Genomic DNA, 21,412 nt, shown 5'->3' with positions numbered 1-21,412 from the left:
GCAGAGTGGTTAGCAGAAGCGGCAATCCGGTCAAAATTACGGCTGAGAATGGCGATCTGGAGAGTTTCGCCGGGAACGTGATTCTGCACAAATAGAAGCTTTACAGGGCTCCCGGCCTTTCGATTTGCTTCGTCTCAGCTTACATTGCTCACCGGGCGCGTCGCCAGAAAGGCGTCTACGGCCCAGTATCTGGCCTACCCTGGGCATTTTTCACTTATCCACAGGGCCAACAAGAGCAAGGAAACGCTAAAGTACATCTAGTACAACCGCACAGATTCTATGAAGTTCAAAGTAGACCGACAAGAATTCCACAAGGCCATTGCCACCGTCGACAGCATCATCCCTGCTCGCGAGATTCGATCGATCATATCGAACATCCTGATTGAAGCGGAGCCGGATCGGATTACACTCACAGCTACAGATCTGGAAATGGGCATCAAGACTTCGCTGCCAGTGCAGACGGAGCGCAAAGGACAGCTGACCTTGCCGGCCAAGAAATTGAGCCAGGCCATTCGCGAGTTTCGTGGCGCTGAAATCAGTTTTCAATCAGACGCCGATAATCGCATCACAATTCAAGACGCAACAGGCGTCAGCAAAGCGCGAATTACACTGATGGGATCGGCCAGCAACGATTACCCACAGATCCCAACTTTGCCAGACAACCGCTACAATGCCTTTCCTGTCTCAATGGCGGTGGAGATGATCCGCAAGTGCGCCTACGCCATGGCAGAAGAAGACGCACGCTACGTCTTCAATGGACTTTTCGTCACCAGTGATGGACCGCGGGTTGCCTTCGTTGCCACCGACGGACGTCGACTTTCCCGCGTAGTTCGCGAATTTCCCCAGGCCTTGCCGTTCAAGGAAGGCGTCATTCTGCCCAACAAGGCAGTTCGCGAGATGCTCAAGCTGCTGGATTCCAGCGAAGAGGGCCGTATTGCCTTCGATGAGAAAGACCGACGCGTTTACCTGCGCATAGGCGGCGTTGATCTCATTACAAAATTGATCGATGGACAGTTTCCGGACTACGAGCAGGTCGTACCGAAAAAACTGGCTCATCGCATCAGCCTTGATCGCGCAGCCTTTGAAAATTCACTGCGCCAGGTAGCAGTGATGGCCGCCGAGCCCTCGCGTCAGGTGCGTCTTAGCTTTGGCGGCGGGGCTCTTAATATAGCCGCCAGCACCCCGGATATTGGCGAAGGACAGGATACGCTGCCGGCTGACTACAGCGCCGAGGAAATCACTATTGCCTTTAACTCAAATTACCTACTGGATGTCCTGAAAACGATCGGCGGCGGCGCAATTCGGGCAGGCTTCTCCACTTCTTCTGCGCCAGCAGTCATTGAGGATCCAGATGATAAGGACTTCGTGGCTGTGATCATGCCAATGAAAATCTAATGCGCTTACAGGCGCTGGAGTTGCGCGACTTTCGCAACTATGCGACGCTAGATCTCTCTATTGATTCACGGCTCACTTTTTTGACGGGGCCCAACGCCAATGGGAAGACAAACATACTCGAGGCCATCGCGCTTCTGGCCCTGGGTAAATCCTTTCGGGGCGCTAGCGACCAGGATATGCAGCGCGATGGCGCTTCTGGCTACTACGCCGGCGCGCGCTTTGAAAAAGGCGGCGCCCAATTCGAGCTGTCCTACGGCGTATCGCTGGCTGGCGCGCAGATTCGCCGTCGCGTCCGTCTGAACGGAAAGCAATTACAGAGCCGCCAGGAATTGATCGGGCACATCGTTGCAGTAATATTCAGTCCCGATGATATCCTGATTGCCGAAGGAGGTCCGGCGTACCGTCGGCGCTTTCTGGATATGGTGCTCAGCTACCAGAGTCCGTCCTATCTCAAGCAATTGTTACATTACAATCGCGCATTGCGGCAGCGCAACGCTGCGCTGAAGAAGGTTAAGGCGCGACAGGCGCGCCTCAGCGATGTCGGCATCTGGGATACGCCGCTTTCGATGGCGGCAAAGGATCTGGTGTCCGCCCGTCAGGCCTTTATTGCAAACTTTCAGAGCGTGTTTCAGGAGGCCTTGCGACGGATTTCCGGCGACCGAGATAGTCTCAGTTTGAGACTGCAATTCTCATCGCCCGCGGAGGAGAACGATCTCGCGCAGGCATTGCAGCAAAACGCAGTTCGTGACGCCGCTATTGGATTTACTACCGTTGGTCCTCATCGACATAATCTGCTCTTCGAATCCGGCGGTCGGGACGTACTGCGCTTTGGCAGCCAGGGACAGAGGCGCAGTCTGGCGCTTGCGCTGCGCATCGCCCAGTTCTTCTACTTGCGGGAGTCGTTGGGCTATCCGCCGCTGTTGTTGATCGATGATGTCATCCGCGAACTCGATGCACGCCGTCGCGCCGCATTTGTCATGCTGCTGCGCGAGTCCGGACAGGCGCTCTTTACGACGCCCGACCTCGAGGGAATGGAACGAGACCTATCCGAGTTCTCAGGGGACATCAGCATCTATGAAGTTAGCGAACCCGGAATTGTTCAAAGCCGTCGTTAATGGCGGCTGTGAATCGCTTGCATCCTGGCGAATCATCCAGTCCAATCAGCTATGTCGGCCGAACGTGATGCCTTGCTATCATTGGTATTGAGGGACAGCTCGGAGAACATTGCTGAGGCGCAGTTGGTGCGACTGCAGTGTTTCTGGCCTGACATTGCTGGCCCTCTGGCCAAACATTGCGAGCCACAATCCCTTCGGGAAAGGCGACTCATAGTACGCATTGAGCAATCGGTCTATGCTCAAGAGCTGCAACTGCGCGGTCGCGAAATCGTCCAGCGCGCCGCTACTTTGCTTGGCATCGAGTTGCGCGACCTGCGGATCGAAAACGGACCGATCGACTGGAATGCAGCGGGTCGCCGAAGAATTCCTCCGTCCGGCCAGCCAGGAAGCGCCCCCGGTCCAACCGATACTAAGACGGAGCCCGGCATGGATGCGGACCGTGAACAGATGCTTGAAGGCTTGCGGAGGCTGCTATGATGACCTTGCTATCGCTGGCCGGGATCGTCGTGGCCGTTGTCGTCTTTCTCAATCTGCTGCAGGCCAGGGACCGCCTGGAGCGTGGTCCGTTGCCCGCTTCCGTTCTGGCGGACGGCGAGCAGCGGGATCGCGCCGGCCGTAGCGAACGGATCTTGCGCAGCGCGCCGGACCGCCGCATTTGCCCCGTATGTAAGACGGGATTGACGCGCGAAGAATATCTGATCTGCGCCATGGACGCGGAGCGAGGCGCCAGCCAGAAACGACAGGTGCATATCTACGGTTGCCCACACTGCTTCCTGACTGACGGCGTGAACCTAAGCCGATATGATCAGATCCACAACGCCGTGGTCTGAGTCTCCCCGCGTATGATTTGTGATCGGATCAAGCGAGTCGCGGCGCTGCTGGCCAGTCTATCTGTGGCCTCTGTGATTGCATTTGGCTGTCAGTCCTCGGGAGCAACAGCGGCGGCGGAATGCCCGGATGTCAGACTCAGCGGGCAGTGGATTCTCGAGGCGGCCAACAGATTGCGCCGCCAGAATGGCAGAAACGCGTTGATCGACGACAGCAGTCTAGACCGGATTGCGTTGCGACGGGCCAACAAGATGGCTGTTGCAGCGGGCCTGGATCATCGCGCCGATGGATTGACCCCGGCCCAGCGACTGCAACGCGAGGGCATTGTCCGAAACGCAGTCGGAGAGAACGCTGTGCGCCTTGCAGGCGGCGCCGACTTTATCCGTCGGGCCTTCGCGGCCTGGAGCAATGGCGCCCAGGAGCGGGCCAACCTGCTCGATGCCTCCTTCGTACGCGTTGGATTTGCTCAAACTGCAACAACTGATGGCGATTGTCTGGCATTGTTGCTGTTGAGCGATTGAATATGCAAAATTATTGGCAAAGATTCAGTTTAGGACTGTTATCAATCTGAATTGCGGACTGAGCTATGGACGTCGGAATTGATCAATTGACTGCGGAGGAACGAGCCGAAGTGCGATCGGTCTTGCTGGGCCTCGCGAATTCTCTACAGGCCAGAAAGGGCGTGGGCATCAGCGGCCTGGTTCCCGATGAGGAGATTGTCCTCAATTCGCTGATGCACCCGGAAAGGGGCGACGTTGGCATCATTGCAATGCGCAGCGAACGCGGTCGCCTTGAGATTTTTGTAGTGAACCGGCGCGATCCTGATTCACCCTTCGCTGTTATGTCAGGCAATATGCTGCGCGACTATCCGGAACGCCGGTTCCTCAGCAGCAGACCGGGCCATAGCCTGCGCGACGATGAGTTCAGCCTATTTCTGATTACGCAGCACGATAAGGATCAATTGCGAGCGCCAGCAGTCGTTCATGTTAAGACCTACTCCAGCAGTTTTCAGCTCTACGAGAGCGGCAGCAGCGGCCCCGTGGCCAGGGACGAACTTGCCGGGAAGACGCTGCAGACGATGTCTGCAGATGAGAAGCTGGCCGCCTACCGGCGCGGATTTCAAGGGGATTCGCGCCGCGACGCAATTGAAAAGGAATTGTTTGGCTTTCCTTTTGCGGTGCCGCGCTACAAAGCCGCGACCCGCGAAGAAGTGATGGTTCTTCCGCCGGAGAACTATAAGCCGCGACTGGCACAGTTGATCCGTGAAATGTATCCTTACGGGGTTCGCGTCTCGCTGCGGCGTGACTTTCCACAAGAGCACAAAGCAAAAATTGCTGAAGTACATCAGACTCTGCTACGCCTGGCAGGGCTTGTCCAGCAACGGCGCCAGGGGGTCGCGCCACAGCCGCTCAACGCTCACTACGATGAAGTTGAGGCATTTTTAAGAGAAGTGGTAGAAAAGGACCCCGAGCTTTCGCACTTTGTTTGAGGCAAGTTGCGAGACGCGTCAACGTCCGAGGGAGAAGGTCACTGCCAGGGGCAGATGATCTGAAGCGACTCGAGTTTTCTTATTTTGAACCACCTCCCGTCTGGCAAGTCGCCAGTGGCCTGAGTAGAATACCTTATCGAGGCGAAAGAGAGGCGCATAGCTGGGCCATGTATATGCCTTCTGGGCGTCCGCCGAAGCATCGCTCAGTCCAGCCGCTTCAAATGGCGCCCGAAGCCGATCGTTGCGATCATTGGAATCGCCCAGAATAATGAGCGGCAATCGATTCAGGCTCTTGAGGCTGTGCGAATTCAGTATCTTGCGCGCCTGCCACTGTCGCTCGAAGGATGCAAGCCCAAGATGGAAGTTCATAACGCCAATCTCATGGCGCGGACATTGTATCCTGGTGATCAAGCAGCCGCGGCGCTTCTTGATGGCCCAGGTGATGTTCATATTTCTAGATTCCAGGATGGGATACCTGGATAGGGTAGCATTGCCGTAGGCGCCGTGCTTCAACTTCACATTGAGACCAAGATGATAGTGCATTCCCAGCTCTTCCGCCAGAATACGAGCTGTATCCTCGCTGCGTGAGCGCGGGGCATTGTGATCCACTTCCTGCAGGGCGACTACGTCGGCATCAATGTCACGGAGAACTTCGACGATCCGCTCCAGGCGGTAGCGGCCGTCATTGCCGATTCCCTTGTGGATGTTGTAAGTTACAAAGGTAAGCTCCATGAGCCTTGCGATGCACCACCCTGGCCGCGCTCAATCCAGAGCTGTCAAGGAGCTTTGTCAGTGCGCTTCGTCTATTGAAAACAGTTGCCCGGGTCCCGGCTGCCATTTTTCGCTGCGTCCATGGATGCATCCGCAAGCGAGATCTTTGCCGCCTTTGAAAGTCAGAAGCTTTTCAGCGATCGGCGCGGCCCGGACAATCGCGCCACGCGCATTGCGCCGATTGAGGATTGTCGGCCGGGAGACCTGGTCTTTGTAAGCAAGCCAAAGCTGGCTGAAATCGTGCGCGTGGGGAAGCCGGCCATTGCCGTCGCCAGCGCCGAAGCCGCCAGAGCGCTGGAGGGGATCGCCGATCTGTCAGTTCTGATTGTAGAGAATGTCAATCTTGCACAAGCCTGGATCAAGCAGCGCTATGCTGACCGTGATCTATTCGACACGGAGTTTGGTCGCATTCATGAATCCGCTGTAATCCACGACACCGCTTCCGTGGCGAGCGATGCCGTAGTCGGACCGCGCGTAGTGATTGGCGCGCAGGTTGCAATTGGCAGTCGCGCCGTAATCATGGCCGGCTCGGTCATTGAGCGCGATGCTCAGATTGGCGAAGGAACGGTAGTGCATCCCAATGTGACCGTTGGCTATGGCTGCATCATCGGTTGCAATTGCATTCTGAAATCAGGCGCCGTGATTGGCAGCGAGGGCTTTGGCTTTGCCCAGGACGATGCGCGCCATCACCATCGTATTCCCCAAACTGGCATCGTGGTGATTGAAGATAGAGTTGTGATTGGCGCGAACAATTGCATTGATCGAGCGGCATACCAGACGACGCGCATCAAATCCGGCGCAATTTTTGACAATCTCTGTCATGTGGCGCACAACGCTGAAATTGGCGAAGACTCCATTCTTGTTGCTATGACGGGCGTTGCCGGCTCCACAACGATCGGCAAGCGATGCGTTCTGAGCGGGCAATGCGGAATTGTGGACCATCTAAAAATTGCGGACGATGTAATCCTTTTGCATCGGCCGGCGGTGTTCTCGGACATACCTAGGAGCGGGGTGTACGCCGGCAATCCTCTGACGCCGATCCAGGACTATATGCGTAACCACCCCACTCTCAAGCGCAGCTATGAAATGCTCAAGCGTATCAAAGACCTAGAAGCAAAGCTGGAAAAATTGGAGAAGGGGACCAGCGCGTCGAGTTGATCCGTCATATTCCGGCCAGTCCGCCAGCAACGTGCGCCGATCTTTCCAGCAGCCGCGACGCATTGGAAAACGGTTGGCGCCATGCGACGCAGATCGGCCATTGCAACGAGCCACACTGGCGGCGCCTGATCAAGGGGCGCAAACCAGAGAGAGCGGAGGAGAGCATGCCCTATATTATTGCTGAGCCGTGCGTGGGAGTCTGCGATACAGCCTGCGTGGAAGTATGTCCGGTTGATTGCATCCATCCTACCAAGGACGAATGGTCCTCGAAAGGCATGGAAGAAGGCAAGCTTGCTGGCAAGCAGCTGTTCATCGACCCTGAGGAGTGCATCGACTGCGGCGCGTGTGAGCCAGTATGCCCGGTACAGGCGATTTTTGCCGAGGACGAGGTTCCAGAAAAATGGAAGGGCTTTATCGGCCAGAACTACGAGTTCTACGGACACAAGCACAAGGGCTGACCGCTGCTTGCAGGCTCCCTCGGGCTATTTAGTTGACACAGGCCCTTTTTCGCAGGCGCTTGCTTGCGGAGGGATGTCCGAGCGGTTTAAGGAGGCGGTCTTGAAAACCGTTGCGCCGCAAGGCGCCGTGGGTTCGAATCCCACTCCCTCCGAATGAGTCAGGAGAGGTGCCCGAGAGGCCGAAGGGAGCAGTTTGCTAAACTGTCGCACTCCTAAAGGGTGCCGGGGGTTCGAATCCCCCCCTCTCCGCAGTCAAGTTCCAAGTCGAGGCGCTCCGTTCTATGTCTGATCGCATTCGCAACATACGCGCCCGCATGTTGGGCAACGCAAGTCCGGGCGGCGCGGAATCCGGCGATCATGCCGCCGCAGCGGCTGCCTATATCCCTCTGGTGGGTTGGGCCTACGCCTACTTCAGCAAGAAGGAAGACGACTACTGCCAGTTCCATGCTCGACAGGGTCTTAAGCTTAACGCTGTGATCGGCCTGATCTATTTCGCGGTATGGTTTCTGGAAACATTTCCCATAACGGCCTGGTTTTTTGGCCCCGATTCTCTGCTGCACCCCATCACGCGAACCATTCTGTATGTATCGGTGGCCGGATTCCTTGCGGCTTCGGCGGCTGCGGCCGCCAAGGCCTTTCAGGGCGAGCGCTGGGAAATACCTTATCTGGAAGATCTGATTGCCCAAGGGCGTCAGCGTTTGCGCGAGCTTTTTGACCGGGAAGAGAAGAAGTGAGCATCCATCCGGGGCTGCAAATTGAGGCCCTGCGCAAATGGCTGGAGCGCTCAATCGAATCCGCACATAGAGCTGCCTGCTATTCACTGCCGCTTCTGGCTTTGTGGATTATTCCGTTCGCCGTAGAACGCGACGAAGCCTGTCTGCGAGCTGGAAGACGCAGTCTAACTCTAGCCGCAGCCTTTTTGATAGCAATTTCACTATTATATGCGATACGTAGTATGAGCAGTGTTACGGGGACCGCTGCGCTGGTTCTGGATTGGGTTGCATTTGGAATTCATAGCGCGCTGGCGCTTGCCTACGCCGGCGTTTCATTCTGGCTGGCCTACCGCGAATGGCATGGGCGCGCCGCCAGCGCCATCTGGATTGATCGCAGCTACTTCTGGGCCGAAGAGCGCTTCAGTCGCTAGTTGTCTGGCGGTAAATCGCCAGGAGTTCAGCGGCATGTTTGCGCCAGTCAAAGCGCATCGTTACCTTTTTCGCAGCAGCGCTCAACTTTCGACGCAGGGCTCGATCGCGGTACAACTTCCAGAATACCTTCTGAAAGGATTCTTCGTCGGTCGGGTCAAAGTAGAGCGTCGAATTCAACGCAAGTTCCGGCAGGCTGGCGCGATTCGCAGCCATGGTTGGCGCACCACAGGCCATTGCTTCCACAAGCGGGAATCCGAATCCCTCTAAAAGCGAGGGCATCAGGAACAAATCGGCGCCAGCATAAAGCAAGGCAAGCTCCCTGTCTTCCAGGAACGGCATGGGTCGAACCATGGACTCGACGCCCAGCCGTTGGGCTTCGCAGGCAACATAGTCTGGCAAGCGGCCCCCGGCGCCGCCAATGCAGAGCGGCGCCCTTAGAGAACCGTCGCGCCAGAATTTAGCGAGGCTGCGTACAGCAAAATCGACATTCTTGTGACGTTTAGCGATGCCAACGCACAGCAGGTAACTGGCCGGCAGACTATGCTGCTTGCGGAAGCGTTGCACTGCAGCGCGCGCCGCCGGTCGAAAGATGCGATGATCCAGACCATTGTGGACTACACTGCTGCGTCCAGCAGCCGATGGAAATCTCCGCCGCAGCTCAATCAGCGTGAATTCGCTTACGGTTACAATGTGCAATGAGAAGCGGCTGACCAGCCACAAAAGCAGCCAGGCGTAGAATCGGTAGTGGACGCCCGCGAATTCTTGAGATTGCAAGTGAATCAAGTCATGAACAACAACTACTGTTCTACGCAGCCGCAAGATAGGCGCATTGTAATGGGGAGCATGAATCAATTCGCCCGGCGCCGGCGTCGGAAAGTTCAATTGTTCCCGAAGCGAATAGATGGGCGCCGTAAAAGGTATAATCGGTCCATCGTATTCGGGCAGGAGCCTCCGTATTACTTGAGGGTCGCCCAGCAATCGCAGCCGTACCTGGTCCAGTGTGATTAGCTGACGCAGCACATTGTAAACTTGCACTCCGATTCCGGAATGGCCGAGCATACGCGCATCAAAAAGGACTCTGGTCGGGGCCTTGACCGTCGTCGTGTCGGCATGGGGTGTTTGCTTTTTGAATCGGATCATTTCCCTGTTCAGCCTGCTGTAGTCGTCAATGGTTGGGACTTAGAGTCCTGCGCCCGCGCTGAATGCATTCATGGATCAGCTGCATTCCATTTAACGCATCCATGATGCGCAACTGCGAGCTATGCTTTGCTGACTTAGGATCGTCCTTAGAGCGCAGCAATTGGAAATCGATGTCGCGATAAAATTCGACCCACGGATTTTCGGCAATGATGCGCGGCTTGAATTCTTTCAGTTCGCGGAATCCTTCGTAGCGACGCGATGTCGAACTTCGAAAGAATCGGGCGCCGCTATTTCCGACCTGGATACGTCCGTCGCTGAAGTCGAGTTGCATTTCAAATTGAAAGTAATTGCGGCCTCCGCCGGCTTCCAGTCGCGCACTGAAGCCCGGGTATTCAAAGTCGCAAAATACATGATCCTCCCGTTGCACCAGGCGTGCAGAGCGTACGACGCGCGCCGAAGTTCGGTCGGGATAGCCGCAAAACCAGAGCAACAGATCAATCCAGTGGACGGCGTCGTGTGTCAATGGGCCAAGAGCGGCGTCGGCGGGCGTTGCGCCGGTCAAGACCTGTCCGTGGATGCTGCGCAGTGCGCCCAGTTCGCCGCTGGCAATGTACTGTCTGGCAGTTCGGTAGCTATTGTGGTAGCGGCGCTCAAAATTGATCCAGACCAGAGCGGAGCTGCGCTTCAATTGATCGGCTAGCCGAGCGGCCTGACGGAGATTGGCTGCCAGCGGCTTTTCGAGCGCCAGGGCGGCGGCCGCGCCGCGGGCGGCGGCAAGTCCAAGAGCCAGGTGCGCTTCCGAGGAGGCTGCATTGATGACCAGGTCAAAGGGACCGTCTTGCAGCAGCCGGTGGGCGCTTACGCCTTGAGCGGCAATCGGCTTTTTCCACCAGCGCGCAAATTGAGCGATGCGTTCTGGATTTCGATCGCAGACGGCCGAAAGTTCAAATCGACCGGGGAGCGCCGCCAGAGCGCCAGCGTGGGTGCAGGGATGTCGCCGCAGACGATCCTTTTCCAGCGTCCAGGCAATGCGGCCCAGTCCAAGCAGGGCGACTCGCCACCGTGTTTTCAAATTCAGACCCGACGCACGGCGCTGGTGCCAAGCGCTCGTTGAATCAGGGTAAGTATCCCCGCGCCTGCAACGCACCAGTAGAATGTCCCGAAAACGAGTGAGAAGATCAGAATGCCGAGATCTGGAAGAAAGAAATAGACGAGACTGAGCGGCAGGTCGGGCAGAAGCAAGTCCGGACACCCCTCCGAAGCGCATGCCGGGCCTTTGCCTGCGATCCAGAAAAAGCGACTGTAGAGCATGATCAGGTGAACAACAGCGGCCGGCATGCCGCCGCGTGCTAGATTCTGCCGCCAGCCAATGAGCATACGCCAGTTGACCCGGCAAGAACGGGCAGTCAATAACGGAAATCTGTTGCCGGAGCGACGGAAGGGGAGCCGATGGCCGATGGTTGGCTTCTCTCGTAGCTCGCCGCCGGCTGAAGCTCGAATACGGTCCCTGCCATCAGTGCTCGTGGATCGCATTGCAGCCGGCGAGGTCATTGAAGCGCCCTACTCGGTAATCAAAGAGCTGGTGGAAAATGCGCTCGATGCCGGCGCCAGCTCGATCGAAGTGGAAACGGCCGGCGCTGGCATGGATTTGGTGCGTGTCCGTGACAATGGCCTTGGGATCCACCCGGAAGATCTGGCGGCTGCAGTCGAGCGCCACGCGACCTCAAAGATTGCCGATCTGAATGACCTTGAGGCGATCTATTCCTTTGGCTTTCGCGGCGAGGCCCTTGCGTCTATCGCATCAGTTTCCAGGCTGGAAATTCGGAGTCGCCGCGCAGGCGCTCATAATGGAGTGCGACTTGTATGTCGCGGCGGCGAGCAGCTGCACATTGATTCAGACGCCTGGCCCCGTGGTACACAGGTACAGGCCGAGGAACTCTTCTTTGCTACGCCGGCGCGTCGCAAGTTTGTGCGTAGCGAACGCAGCGAAAATCTGCGCAATCTTCAAGCATTGCAGCGGCTGGCCCTTGCAAGGCCAGATGTCGAATTTCGATACCTGCGCGAAGGCCGCGAGCGCTTCAGGCTGCCTGCGCATCAGGAACTGCGGCAGCGTATCCAGTCTGTCTGCCAGCTGGAGCAGGCTTCTCTGCTGCTGCCAGTGGAAGGCGAGCGTCAAGGCATTCGATTGACCGGATACACGACGGCGCCGCAGGTTCGAAGAGGAATGCGCGACTGGCAGTTCCAGTTTGTAAATGGTCGTGCTGTAGACATTCGCTCGCTATCCTTCATTGTGCGCAAGGCTTACGGCGAACTCTTGCCGGCTGGAATGCATCCGGGCTTCTGCTTGTTCTTTGAAATCGACGCCCATCGTGTCGACGTCAATGTCCATCCGGCCAAGCGCGAAGTGCGCATGCTCGATGAACAACATTTTTACCCCCTGGTAACCGACGCGTTGCAGCGAGCCCTGCAGACGGATGCGCCGATGCTGGCTGCTACGGAGCGGTTTCAGGTTCCGAATCGCGTGCAACACAGCCTCGCGCAGATCAATCTGGAAACGGGCGAGTTGCTTGCGTCGCCGCCGCCAGCGCCGCAGGAGTACCCGATCTTGCGCGCTGTCGCCGACGATGCTGCGTTGGCGACGCAGTCTCCGATCCGCTCGAAACCGGGAAAGCGCAGCGCCTTTCTTCCCCGACGTCATTTTGGCGTAATTGCCGGCGTATATATTCTGGCGGAGGATGACGAGGGACTTTGCATCATCGACCAGCATACGGCGCATGAACGAATCAACTATGAGCTCTTTCGTCGGCGCCTTGAGCAGCGCGCCGACCAACGTCAGCCCCTGCTGACGCCGATTGCTATCCACTGTCAACCGGAAGAGCTGGAGAGTATTGTTGATCGCATGACGGACCTTCAGGCAAGCGGATTTGCAATTGAGGCCCTTGGTCCGCAGGCCTACGCGATCCGCGAATGCCCGGACTACATCGAACCTGGCGAAGAGCGCGATGTGCTTTCCATGCTCATTTCTCGTATCCTGGACGGGGAGTCCGGCGTCAGACTCTACGATGAGTACGCGGCAATGAAGGCTTGCAAGGCTTCAATCAAGCGCAATGACATCGTATCCGGCGAGGTGATCAGTCAGATACTGCAACAGCTATCGGAATGCGAAGATCCCTCGCGCTGTCCGCATGGAAGACCAACCATCCTGCGCATCAGTAGAAACGACCTTGATGCAATGTTCCAGCGTTCTTGACCGCTTGAGATCGGAGAATCGTGATCATGAGCAATGAATCAAATCTATTGGTGGCGGTCAGCGGCGGCATAGCGGCCTATCGCGCATGTGATCTGGTCCGAAATCTATCGAAGGCTGGCCATCGCGTCCGCGTTGTAATGACCGAAAATGCCACGCGCTTTGTCGGCAAGCTGTCCTTTGAAGCGCTCAGCGGACAAAAAGTCTTTGTGTCAGAATGGGAGGAAGGCATGCCGCATATTGACTTGCGTCAGCGAATCTCTCTGATGTGCGTTGCGCCAGCAACAGCGAACATCATCGGCAAAATGGCCAATGGAATTGCTGACGACCTGATCAGTTCCATATACCTGGCCGCGAACTTCCCGGTACTCGTGGCGCCGTCGATGAATCCTTTTATGTATGCGTCGCGTCCAGTACAGCGGAATCTTGGACGCCTGCGAGAAGATGGCGTGCAAATTATCGATCCCCAAAATGGGGAGGCGGTTTGCGGCGACGAAGGGCAAGGAAAGCTGGCCTCGGTGACTCAAATTGAGGCAGCTATCCAGCGGACACTGCGAGGCGGCGCTTGAATCGAATGTTTCAGACAATGCGCCTGGTGGTTGTCTCCGGGCCAACCCGCGAGTGGATTGATCCAGTGCGCTACATTAGCAATGCCTCCAGCGGACGCACTGGCTGGGAATTGGCCCGCGCCGGGCTTTCTCGATTTGCTTCGGTCTTGTTGATCAGCGGACCAGGGGAAGAGCAGTTTCGCGCGCTGCATGGCGCCGAAACACGACGCGTAGAAACGACGGCAGACATGGCCGAAGCAACTGCGGCCGCAATTGGCGATGACTGCCTGCTGATCATGGCCGCCGCTCCTGCCGATTTCCGGCCTTCCAATCCCGCCTCCAGCAAGATTAAGAAAACTCAGACAGATATGCTGCGTCTGGATCTGGCCCCCACGACGGATATTTTGCGTTCGCTGATCCCTCGCGCTTCCGGCCTCCAGAATCTGATTCGCGTTGGTTTTGCTGCGGAGACTGACAATCTGCTGGAATACGCGGCGGCAAAAATGAAAGCAAAGGATCTGGACTTTATTTGTGCCAACGAGGTCTTCCGGGACCAGCAGGGCTTCGGAGATCGTGTCAATACCATTTTCCTTATTGACAGAGCCGGAAATTCAAAAACGATCGGACCTCTCAAAAAGAGCGAACTGGCGCCGGCGCTACTCGATCAAATCGAGAGTGCAATGCCCCAGCTTCTCCAGCGCAACAATTCATGAAACTTAGCTACATACTGGCAATTCTGGTCGCGGCGACGATTCTACTTCCGGCTGCATTGCTGGCAGATACGGTCTTCCTGAAAAATGGACAGCAACTGGAGGGAAAGGTCATAGGTCAGACGCGCACTTCAGTTACCTTTCGCCCTGTGACCGGCGCGGTTCGGACCATTGCCAAGTCCGATATTCGTCGGATTGCTTACGGTCCGACGCAAAGCGACGCAGAGGCTCGCGCCGAGCAGGAGCGGCGGGATCGTCTGCGCGAGACACAAGCGCTCAGCGCCGAAAATCGACGCTTGATGGAAGACGAATGGCGTCGCCTGGATACAGAGCGAAACAAGTTAGAGGAAGAGCGGCGAAGAATAGATGAGGAATGGGCCCGTCTGGATCGCGGACGCGAGGATAGCGGCCGTCGCCCGCCGACAGTTTCCAATCCAACTGACAGCGACCGTTTGATAGCTGCCTTCATGCGCAGTCTGATTTTTCCTGGTTGGGGACAATACTATCAGGGTCGGACCACCACTGGATATATTTACGCTGGCAGCTACCTGGCCCTCGCCGGCGCAACGATCGCAACGGAAAGCGCCTACTATCGCCTTCGAGGAAAGTACTCCGATCGAGCCAATCTATTTCTTGTCACTTCTCCAGTGGCGCTTTCCTTTCTGGGCGTTCCGATTACGGATTTGACTGGATTTCAAATCAGCGGCTTCTTGCAAGCGCGCGACGTCGGCGATGCCCGCTTTCGGCAGGAGCAGGCTTCGCGTCGGGCCAATTTTCTCCGTACTGCACTCGTCGCATTTTACGCCTGGAACCTGGTGGATGTAGTGATCTACCGTCCGTCGTCGGGCCAGTCCCTGCACATGGGCGTAGAGGAAGATCAGCTTACGCTTCGATTCGACGTTCGGCAATGAACGGCTGCAGCTAGCGGTGTTGCATTCGCCGCGCATACTTGCAGTTGTTGGCGTTCAGGAGGAGCTGCTCCTACTGCTGAACCGAATCCCGTGCTCCTTTGATAGCGAGCTACGTTTACATCGTTGTCGCGCCTTCCGGAGTCTGAGCTTCTTTGTTGGCGGCGCTGGACTGAATCGTCGGCGCGAGCTGCGCCGTATACTGGAAGAGGACCAACCGACGGTCATCGTCTCCCTGGGGCTAGTCGGCCTGCTGGACGAGCGCAGCGAACTTGAAGTTGGCGATCGGGTTCGCATAGCCGAAGTTCTGGATTGCGCTCAATCCATAGTATATCCGGGAGGTCCAGGCAGCGCTCGCCTGGCTACCGTGCATCGCCCGCTTTTTGAACCATGGCAGAAGCACGACCTTATGGTACAAACTCGGTCGCAGATCTGCGACATGGAAGCGGCTCATTTGTTGCGAATAGTCGGGCAGAGCGAGGCTTCCTCCGAAGACACGGTTGTAATACTTTGCAAGGTGGTTGGCGATCGTCCGGAGGCGTGGAATCTTTACGCAGATGAAAGTCTGACGAGGGGCTGGGCCCGAAAAAGTCGGCTGCAACAACTGGCCATTGCGCTGCGATTTCCAGGGGGCCCGCTCCGGCTGCGCAAGCTGCTGCAGGCCAAAGAGCGCGGGCTGGCATCGCTGGCCAGCCATGGAGAAATTCTAATCCGTCGCTTGCTGGCCGGCGGCGGCCCGGGCGACTGGGCGGATAGTGTTTTCATGCCAAACTGACCCTGCCGGAGAGACTTTGCGGCGCGCCGCAGCCCAATTTGTTCGATAATAGAACCAGCGTCATGTTGCCGATGCTCCTTCTTGCCGCCCTGGCCCTTGCGGCCGCCACGGCGCTGATCTACTTCATGTTTCTGCGAGACCGCGGCGGCTTGCTGGAGCGCGCACTCGAACTTGCTCAGAAAGGCGCCTATGTTGACGCCCGAACGATCGTTCGGCCGCGGCTGGATCGTGATCCCGATGATATTCAGGCGCACTATGTAATGTCCAGGATCTATGCGTTTGAGGGCAATACCCATCAGGAACTGGAGCACTTGCGCGAGGTTCGACGGATCGGACGTTATTCCGGAGTCGGCTTCAAGCCGGCGGAGGTACTGGCCCGCATCGGTCAACTTTACTATGAAGATGACCGATTTGCGGAATCATTTGAAAGCTACCTCGACGCTCTCAATTACGATTCCGCGAACGAGACAGCTCTTGCTCACGTTGCTTTCATGGCCGTAGGCCAGGAGCAGTTTCAAATTGCCGATGGCTTCTTCCGACGGTTGGTGAAGGCCGCTCCAAGCGTTGTGGACTATCGCATAGCGCGCGGCGTTTGCCTGTCGATGTTGCGCTCCAAAGAAGCCAATGAGGAATTTCAGTTGGCTATCAGTCTGTCGCCGCGCAACCAAACAGCGCAGTTCCTGTACGCCCTGCACCTCTATCGCGAACAGCAATATGAGCGAACCAAGGAAATTCTCGATAAGCTGCTCCCCGCTGTGGAGGACGAGCTGGTCTCCTATATCGTCAGCCGTCTGGGCGCCGCAATTTACTATATGAGCGGCGAGTATCAGAAAGCGCTGCAATTGGCTGAAAGCTGTTTGCAGCTGGCTGTTCGGCAGGACTGGGAGAAGGAAGAGTACGACGCGCGCTTGAGCGTAGCCTACCTTTCGATATTGAACAGCGATCTGGAAAAGGCAAACGAACATCTGCTCGAATTGGAAATTCGGAATCCTGCAGATGATCTGGTCATGAAGATTTCGGATTTTCGAATGGATCTGGAAGAGCAGGTGGCCGAGGTTGATCGGGTCAGCCCGCGAGGCTTTGACTTCCGCGCTCACATGCAAGATTGGGTGCGCAATCGCTTCGCCGAAGATTCCATATTCAAACTGTCCGGATTGGGCGAGGAAGAGGAATTTGATGTGCTGTCTTTCTTCACTCGCGAGGGACAGATGCGCTCCCGGCCGGAACGACGCCAGGAACTTGACCCTGATGCATTGATTGAGCGCTTCAACAATTTGAAGGGCGATTCCTTTTTGCAGGCCTGCCAGAGTATCATGGCCAATCTCGGATTTAAAATGGCCAGCAATCTGAACTATCGCGACAAGGACGGCGCTGATTTCATTGCCAATAGCCTTTCCGATAAGAAGGTGAAGGCTTTGTTTCGCATTCGACAGTGGCGAAATCAGCCCATTTCGGATATATTCTTGCGCGACCAGCAGAATTACATGAACGAGTTGAAAGTCAATCAGGGATTTGTGGTGGCGGGCGCGCGGTTGACTACCGGCGCCGAAACGGCTTCGGCCAACTTGAAAAAAATTACGATTGTAAATGATATGGCCTTCGCCGAGATTCTGCAGAGGATTCTGCAGTAGGTCAAGGCGATGACAGGCGGCGGGCGCGGCAAAGGGAAAACTGCGTTTATGGCGCTGCTGGCGGGAATGTTGACTGCCGCTCTCTGTTGCAACCGCAGCGGCGAGGATCTGCCCCTGGGCCAACGCAAGACATATGACGCTGCGCCCTCCGTGGAAGTCGCGGAAGTCCGCTGGGGGCCCGATGGCGCTCCGCCGGGCGGCGAGGCCGATGTGCAGGCCGTGTTCGCGCTGCTGGATGCTATGGTCCAAATGACCTTTCGGCAGGACTTGAGCGAGCTGCCGCAAAGGGTGAGCCAGCAAGATGGTCTCTGGGTAGATCTTAAGGCCCATCGAAGTTTTGCTGAGTTACAGGCCGAACTCGCCGATCCTGGCAGTTACCTGCGTACCGCATACCTTGATACGCGCGGACTTCGCGCTCTTTCCGGCAACGAATCCAGTCTCTCCGTACGCGATGTCTTGCGAACTACCAGAAAACTCCGGGCGACGCTGTTCATGGAAGCGTCCGGCCAGACCTGCGAGGCGAAATTGGAACTGGCAGACGCCCCCGAGCGCAGTTACTACTTGAATAATCCGATCTTTATCAAGCGCGACGGCGTCTGGTATATTCTCCGTCTGTTTTGATTTATGCGATTTGCCATTCGCGCGGTCTCTGTTCTGGCGCTCGGCGGAGCAGCGTTGTACATTGGCGCAGTTGTTCTGCAGACGATCTGGCGGGTATTCTGGGAACAATGTCCGAACACGGATGTGCTCTCCGCCGATCCGTCTTTGCGTTACCTGCTTTCTCTGAACATTTTGAGCGATTTTCATCAGGAGCGATATTTCGACGCCCTGCGGCCATTCTTTGATGCGCCAACCTGGCCGATGCTCCATAACTTGATCGCGGTCGTAGTATTTGCTCTCAATCCAGCAGGACCGGACCAGCGATTGGATGCTGCCATCGGTCTTGCATTCTACGCTCTTACGCTGGCTTCGCTCTTGCCTGTTGCCGCGGAGTTGTCGCGAGATTGGCTGCATGGAGCGCTCGCCGGTCTCTTTGCCTGTGTTATGCTGACGCAGAGTCGGGAGCTATCAGCGTATGCGGCGAGCGCAATGCTTGAAACACAGGGAATGTTCTTTCTACTCTGGACCATGTACTTTCTGTTCAAAGTCTACGAGCGGGAACAATTGCGACGGGAAGGCGCTTCGGTCGGACTGCCTGATCGGCGACTCTACTGGGGATTGTTGCTCTGCAGCCAGGGTCTGTTGCAGACCAAGTATCCCTATGGCTTGATGCTGGTCATGGCCTGGACGGCGCTGGAACTTCTCCGCTCTCCGCTGCAATTGTGGGAGGCCGGAGTTCACATCTGGCGAAGCGCCGGTGTACTCTCGCGTGCGGTTTGGCTGCTGGCTTCAATCAGTGTAGCAGCTTATGCACTCAGTCGAAAGTGGCCGGCCCTCAATTCAAAAACGATGAAGTACGCTTTCTATGTCCTATCAATGCTCGCCTGGGTCGAACTACATCGGATCTACTATGTCCGCCGAGCTACCATGCGTATTTTGCTGGATCGAGCGTGGCGGGGAATCTGGACCTGGATGGCAATGCCGATCCTTGTCTGGCTCTATCTACAGCCGGATCGTCTGAGCAGCACTCTGGGCACACAGCAACGAAGCCAGGAGGCCGGTCGCAGCTATCTGGCGAGTTTAAGCGACCAGGTATTTGATAACTCTGGCTTTGCCGCAACCTTGCTGGCGCTGGTTGCGCTGGCAATCCTGATGGCAGCGATCGCGCGGGTGCGCCGTCCAGGCGCTATTGCCTGGATGGATGTGCTGCGGCGACCGCTCGTCAGTATCGCGATCCTTCTGCTGCTGCAGCTATTGGTGCTTGAAGCGCTTACTGGCAACAAACAGCTGCGTCATCTCTATCATCTGTTGCCCGCGGGGCTGCTGACTCTGGCCGTTCTGAGCCTGCGCGCTGGCGATATGCTGCTGCCTTCAAGCGGACGTGCGTGGTCGTGGTTCCGCCGAGGATTCGTAGCCTGCGGCGCCAGCGTATGTATTTCGTCGGTCATGTTATGCATTGGAGAAGGCGGGCTATTTGCGGACGGTTTGTTTGCTGCAATTCGTCCGCATTACGTAAGGGCGCGCAGCATGTGTTTCACCGGGAATGATGCCCGGCTTTTTGAACCGGTTCGATGGTTTGCCCAGCGTTTACCGGCGGATGGTCGCTACGTATTGCTCAATCAATTTCACGATTTGTCGACGCTCTACTCCCGCCTGGGCGACGCGACGCCTGAGCAGCGAGCAACTTTGGAAGGACGTCTGATGCAGGGACCTTTGCGCGCCTGGGATTTTGATGTCTTGCTGCGCATGCGGACCTATCGCCGCGGAGACTTGCGCAACGACTCGCAATTTGAAATTCGCGACTGGCTGCGCTTCGATCAAGCGTTGTTGCTTGCGAGTGAATGTCAGGACCCGGCGTCTCGCCAGAAACTGGAGAACCGCGCTGCACAAATGTCCTCTACCGTTCGTTGGAAAAAAGAGTACCGGCATCCCTCTGGCGACTATTGCCTGGAGTTATTTCAAATCTCAAAGCAGTAGCGGCGCGCCTACGTTCTCAAGCCTTCAGGAAGCGCTTGAAAATTACAATATTGGGAGCGCCGAACCACTCATTCATGTGGTCCTTAAAAATTTGCTGCTTGTTTCCACGCGCTCGAACTTCGGCTGGCAGACGTTCAAATTCGGCTTGCGCCCGCTTGACCATAGCCGCATGCGCCGATTTGACCTGGGTCAGAAGCCTTTTGTAATCCGTGTAGTCCTCGCTCTTTGCTGCCGCCCCGGGGATGATCTCCGTGCGCCACCAATCGATAATTGTCTTCTTGATCAACTCAATGGGGGTGAATTTGCGAATGACTTTGCGATTTGCCGGACGTTGATGCATAAATCCTGTCTTCACATCTTGCAAGAACTTGACCACCAGCGCGCAAAAGGCCTGAGGTCCCAGGTGATATAGAAAGAGATAGCGATCTGATGGAGGGACATTCACATTTAGCATCGAAATGTCAGTGACCAGAGTGAAAAAGGCGCGCATGAAATTCACATATTCGCGCTCAATATCAGAAGCGACGGCATTGCGATCCTTGCGACTTACCGTCAAAATAAAGTCGCTTCGGATGAATTGCTGATCGGCCCCCATGTGGGTATCGATATAGACAACTTCCTGGAATGCGGCGCGTTCGGCCTCTAGATCCTGCGGCGAGTATTGTAGATAGTACTGAGGCGTTGAATTCCAGCTTTGCTTCCCGGATGCGTCGAGCCGCCAGTCCATACTGCGCGGCGCACCCGCCGATTCTGGACCAATCCACTGTTTGCGGGTCGCAGTGGGCAGGGCCGAATCAGAGAGTTGCGCCCGGTCCGTCGCCAGCGAATCGCGCCGCGCTTCCATCCAGGCCGCCAGGTCTTCTCGGAAAACTCCGGACAGCAGATAGTCAATTTCAGGCGAGTAAATTGCCGCGCCGTCGAGTTTCTTGGTAACAATTGGATCCTTTTGAAGCTGCAAGAGAATAGCCATGCGTTGACAGAAGATCTGAAATCCTTCGCAGGAGCGCAGGCCTGCCGTAACGCCAAAGCTTACAAATTGGTCGCGAAATTCGGCCCCGCTCTGTAGGTCCAGGCGGGCGATAATTTTCTGGATACTGGTCCAGGCATCGCTGGCATCCAGTGCAAATCGCTTCAGCAGCACGTAGGTCCGCAAAAAGCGAACGTAGCTCAATCGGTGATCGTTGGCCTCCCCGGCAAATACGGTGTGATAGTCGCGCATAACATCGCGATCAAGGTTGAGCGGCTGAAGATCGCTGGATAGTGAACGCGATAGGGTCTGGATGTGCAGTAGCAATTTGTCCAGAGCGGCTCGGGCATCGTGCAGAGACTTCCGATCTTCGCCGCTCAGTGAAGCAGAAGCGAGCATTTGCTGGGCATTGCGGACGAGGGCCACGTGACGGTCGATCGGCTCCTGGTAGCCGCGTTTGAAGTCATCAATCTTCTGTAGATCAGAGCGATCGGAACCAGTGCCCGCGACTGGCGGGCGGCTGTCGAAGTCTACCAACGGTTCCACGTTG

At 56.5% G+C, this 21,412-nt stretch carries 23 protein-coding genes and 2 tRNA genes; 20 read left to right on the top strand and 5 right to left on the bottom strand.

Features of this window, described 5'->3' with window-relative positions:
• Positions 1-279 precede the first annotated feature (279 nt).
• From dnaN to K1X75_11415, 6 genes are all read left to right on the top strand, one after another.
• The gene (dnaN, locus tag K1X75_11440; GenBank protein ID MBX7058668.1) at positions 280-1,395 is read left to right on the top strand and encodes a DNA polymerase III subunit beta; all 1,116 of its coding nucleotides are present in this window, start codon (positions 280-282) and stop codon (positions 1,393-1,395) included.
• Positions 1,395-2,510 carry a DNA replication and repair protein RecF gene (gene recF, locus K1X75_11435; protein ID MBX7058667.1) on the top strand — a complete coding sequence of 372 codons (1,116 nt, stop codon included), beginning with the start codon at positions 1,395-1,397 and terminating at the stop codon, positions 2,508-2,510. Before dnaN ends, recF begins: the two co-directional genes overlap by 1 nt.
• Before the next feature lie 51 nt (positions 2,511-2,561).
• Positions 2,562-2,987 carry a DUF721 domain-containing protein gene (locus K1X75_11430; GenBank protein MBX7058666.1) on the top strand — a complete coding sequence of 142 codons (426 nt, stop codon included), beginning with the start codon at positions 2,562-2,564 and terminating at the stop codon, positions 2,985-2,987.
• Complete coding sequence (locus K1X75_11425; protein MBX7058665.1) at positions 2,984-3,340, top strand: hypothetical protein; 357 nt, start codon at positions 2,984-2,986, stop codon at positions 3,338-3,340. Before K1X75_11430 ends, K1X75_11425 begins: the two co-directional genes overlap by 4 nt.
• A 12-nt stretch (positions 3,341-3,352) precedes the next feature.
• On the top strand, positions 3,353-3,859 hold the full coding sequence (locus K1X75_11420) for a CAP domain-containing protein (GenBank protein ID MBX7058664.1): 507 nt from the start codon (positions 3,353-3,355) through the stop codon (positions 3,857-3,859).
• 65 nt (positions 3,860-3,924) lie between these two features.
• Complete coding sequence (locus tag K1X75_11415) at positions 3,925-4,827, top strand: hypothetical protein (protein ID MBX7058663.1); 903 nt, start codon at positions 3,925-3,927, stop codon at positions 4,825-4,827.
• 18 nt (positions 4,828-4,845) lie between these two features.
• On the opposite strand, the gene K1X75_11410 is transcribed toward K1X75_11415, so the two are convergent.
• Positions 4,846-5,559, bottom strand: a complete 714-nt coding sequence (locus tag K1X75_11410; GenBank protein ID MBX7058662.1) for an endonuclease/exonuclease/phosphatase family protein — start codon at positions 5,557-5,559, stop codon at positions 4,846-4,848.
• 120 nt (positions 5,560-5,679) lie between these two features.
• Here K1X75_11410 and lpxD point away from each other — a divergent pair, with 120 nt between their 5' ends.
• The 6 genes from lpxD (at position 5,680) to K1X75_11380 (ending at position 8,358) form a co-directional block, all read left to right on the top strand.
• Positions 5,680-6,756, top strand: coding sequence for a UDP-3-O-(3-hydroxymyristoyl)glucosamine N-acyltransferase (lpxD, locus tag K1X75_11405; GenBank protein ID MBX7058661.1), 1,077 nt, complete (start codon positions 5,680-5,682; stop codon positions 6,754-6,756).
• Positions 6,757-6,920: 164 nt separating this feature from the next.
• On the top strand, positions 6,921-7,214 hold the full coding sequence (locus K1X75_11400; GenBank protein MBX7058660.1) for a ferredoxin family protein: 294 nt from the start codon (positions 6,921-6,923) through the stop codon (positions 7,212-7,214).
• A gap of 67 nt (positions 7,215-7,281) precedes the next feature.
• Positions 7,282-7,366, top strand: a tRNA-Ser gene (locus K1X75_11395).
• Between the two features lie 9 nt (positions 7,367-7,375).
• Positions 7,376-7,463 (top strand) — tRNA-Ser (locus tag K1X75_11390).
• Between the two features lie 32 nt (positions 7,464-7,495).
• Positions 7,496-7,948: a hypothetical protein gene (locus K1X75_11385; protein ID MBX7058659.1), complete on the top strand. Its 453-nt coding sequence runs from the start codon at positions 7,496-7,498 to the stop codon at positions 7,946-7,948.
• Entirely contained in the window at positions 7,945-8,358 is a 414-nt protein-coding gene (locus tag K1X75_11380) for a hypothetical protein (GenBank protein MBX7058658.1), read from the top strand. Before K1X75_11385 ends, K1X75_11380 begins: the two co-directional genes overlap by 4 nt.
• Here the strand turns inward: K1X75_11380 and K1X75_11375 are convergent.
• The 3 genes from K1X75_11375 to K1X75_11365 are packed head-to-tail and all read right to left on the bottom strand — an operon-like array spanning position 8,348 to position 10,876.
• Positions 8,348-9,499 carry a glycosyltransferase family 4 protein gene (locus K1X75_11375; GenBank protein ID MBX7058657.1) on the bottom strand — a complete coding sequence of 384 codons (1,152 nt, stop codon included), beginning with the start codon at positions 9,497-9,499 and terminating at the stop codon, positions 8,348-8,350. The genes K1X75_11380 and K1X75_11375 overlap by 11 nt on opposite strands.
• Before the next feature lie 25 nt (positions 9,500-9,524).
• Positions 9,525-10,571, bottom strand: a complete 1,047-nt coding sequence (locus tag K1X75_11370; protein ID MBX7058656.1) for a Gfo/Idh/MocA family oxidoreductase — start codon at positions 10,569-10,571, stop codon at positions 9,525-9,527.
• A 2-nt stretch (positions 10,572-10,573) separates the two neighbouring features.
• Positions 10,574-10,876 carry a hypothetical protein gene (locus K1X75_11365; GenBank protein MBX7058655.1) on the bottom strand — a complete coding sequence of 101 codons (303 nt, stop codon included), beginning with the start codon at positions 10,874-10,876 and terminating at the stop codon, positions 10,574-10,576.
• 145 nt (positions 10,877-11,021) lie between these two features.
• Here K1X75_11365 and mutL point away from each other — a divergent pair, with 145 nt between their 5' ends.
• Genes mutL through K1X75_11325 form a run of 8 tightly spaced genes read left to right on the top strand, consistent with a single transcriptional unit; the run spans position 11,022 to position 19,895 of the window.
• Positions 11,022-12,749: a DNA mismatch repair endonuclease MutL gene (gene mutL, locus K1X75_11360; GenBank protein MBX7058654.1), complete on the top strand. Its 1,728-nt coding sequence runs from the start codon at positions 11,022-11,024 to the stop codon at positions 12,747-12,749.
• A 26-nt stretch (positions 12,750-12,775) separates the two neighbouring features.
• Positions 12,776-13,315, top strand: coding sequence for a phosphopantothenoylcysteine decarboxylase (locus K1X75_11355; GenBank protein MBX7058653.1), 540 nt, complete (start codon positions 12,776-12,778; stop codon positions 13,313-13,315).
• A gap of 5 nt (positions 13,316-13,320) precedes the next feature.
• The gene (locus K1X75_11350) at positions 13,321-14,007 is read left to right on the top strand and encodes a phosphopantothenoylcysteine decarboxylase (protein ID MBX7058652.1); all 687 of its coding nucleotides are present in this window, start codon (positions 13,321-13,323) and stop codon (positions 14,005-14,007) included.
• A complete protein-coding gene (locus K1X75_11345; protein ID MBX7058651.1) occupies positions 14,004-14,915 on the top strand; it encodes a hypothetical protein in 912 nt (303 codons plus the stop codon). Before K1X75_11350 ends, K1X75_11345 begins: the two co-directional genes overlap by 4 nt.
• Positions 14,916-14,931: 16 nt before the next feature.
• Positions 14,932-15,687 (top strand): hypothetical protein, encoded by a 756-nt coding sequence (locus K1X75_11340; GenBank protein ID MBX7058650.1) that lies wholly within the window; start codon positions 14,932-14,934, stop codon positions 15,685-15,687.
• A gap of 38 nt (positions 15,688-15,725) precedes the next feature.
• Positions 15,726-17,318 carry a restriction endonuclease gene (locus tag K1X75_11335; GenBank protein ID MBX7058649.1) on the top strand — a complete coding sequence of 531 codons (1,593 nt, stop codon included), beginning with the start codon at positions 15,726-15,728 and terminating at the stop codon, positions 17,316-17,318.
• A gap of 48 nt (positions 17,319-17,366) precedes the next feature.
• On the top strand, positions 17,367-17,939 hold the full coding sequence (locus K1X75_11330) for a hypothetical protein (protein MBX7058648.1): 573 nt from the start codon (positions 17,367-17,369) through the stop codon (positions 17,937-17,939).
• Positions 17,940-17,942: 3 nt separating this feature from the next.
• Positions 17,943-19,895 carry a hypothetical protein gene (locus tag K1X75_11325; GenBank protein MBX7058647.1) on the top strand — a complete coding sequence of 651 codons (1,953 nt, stop codon included), beginning with the start codon at positions 17,943-17,945 and terminating at the stop codon, positions 19,893-19,895.
• 16 nt (positions 19,896-19,911) lie between these two features.
• Here the strand turns inward: K1X75_11325 and K1X75_11320 are convergent, their stop codons facing one another.
• The gene (locus K1X75_11320) at positions 19,912-21,408 is read right to left on the bottom strand and encodes a hypothetical protein (GenBank protein MBX7058646.1); all 1,497 of its coding nucleotides are present in this window, start codon (positions 21,406-21,408) and stop codon (positions 19,912-19,914) included.
• Positions 21,409-21,412: the final 4 nt, after the last annotated feature.

It is taken from the genome of Leptospirales bacterium (genome assembly GCA_019694655.1).
In the GTDB taxonomy this organism is placed as follows: domain Bacteria; phylum Spirochaetota; class Leptospiria; order Leptospirales; family Leptonemataceae; genus SSF53.
The sequence above is the reverse complement of the archived record's forward strand: the minus strand, read 5'-3'. Positions and strand labels throughout refer to the sequence as shown.

Excerpts from the sequence above, each read along its gene's own strand:
- dnaN (MBX7058668.1), top strand. The coding sequence starts at position 280 with ATGAAGTTCAAAGTAGACCGACAAGAATTCCACAAGGCCATTGCCACC.
- K1X75_11350 (MBX7058652.1), top strand. The coding sequence starts at position 13,321 with ATGTTTCAGACAATGCGCCTGGTGGTTGTCTCCGGGCCAACCCGCGAG.
- K1X75_11400 (MBX7058660.1), top strand. The coding sequence starts at position 6,921 with ATGCCCTATATTATTGCTGAGCCGTGCGTGGGAGTCTGCGATACAGCC.
- K1X75_11375 (MBX7058657.1), bottom strand. The coding sequence starts at position 9,499 with ATGATCCGATTCAAAAAGCAAACACCCCATGCCGACACGACGACGGTC.
- lpxD (MBX7058661.1), top strand. The coding sequence starts at position 5,680 with ATGGATGCATCCGCAAGCGAGATCTTTGCCGCCTTTGAAAGTCAGAAG.
- K1X75_11355 (MBX7058653.1), top strand. The coding sequence starts at position 12,776 with ATGAGCAATGAATCAAATCTATTGGTGGCGGTCAGCGGCGGCATAGCG.
- recF (MBX7058667.1), top strand. The coding sequence starts at position 1,395 with ATGCGCTTACAGGCGCTGGAGTTGCGCGACTTTCGCAACTATGCGACG.
- K1X75_11325 (MBX7058647.1), top strand. The coding sequence starts at position 17,943 with ATGCGATTTGCCATTCGCGCGGTCTCTGTTCTGGCGCTCGGCGGAGCA.
- K1X75_11415 (MBX7058663.1), top strand. The coding sequence starts at position 3,925 with ATGGACGTCGGAATTGATCAATTGACTGCGGAGGAACGAGCCGAAGTG.
- K1X75_11365 (MBX7058655.1), bottom strand. The coding sequence starts at position 10,876 with ATGCTCATTGGCTGGCGGCAGAATCTAGCACGCGGCGGCATGCCGGCC.
- K1X75_11410 (MBX7058662.1), bottom strand. The coding sequence starts at position 5,559 with ATGGAGCTTACCTTTGTAACTTACAACATCCACAAGGGAATCGGCAAT.
- K1X75_11425 (MBX7058665.1), top strand. The coding sequence starts at position 2,984 with ATGATGACCTTGCTATCGCTGGCCGGGATCGTCGTGGCCGTTGTCGTC.
- K1X75_11330 (MBX7058648.1), top strand. The coding sequence starts at position 17,367 with ATGGCGCTGCTGGCGGGAATGTTGACTGCCGCTCTCTGTTGCAACCGC.
- K1X75_11385 (MBX7058659.1), top strand. The coding sequence starts at position 7,496 with ATGTCTGATCGCATTCGCAACATACGCGCCCGCATGTTGGGCAACGCA.
- K1X75_11345 (MBX7058651.1), top strand. The coding sequence starts at position 14,004 with ATGAAACTTAGCTACATACTGGCAATTCTGGTCGCGGCGACGATTCTA.
- K1X75_11420 (MBX7058664.1), top strand. The coding sequence starts at position 3,353 with ATGATTTGTGATCGGATCAAGCGAGTCGCGGCGCTGCTGGCCAGTCTA.
- K1X75_11430 (MBX7058666.1), top strand. The coding sequence starts at position 2,562 with ATGTCGGCCGAACGTGATGCCTTGCTATCATTGGTATTGAGGGACAGC.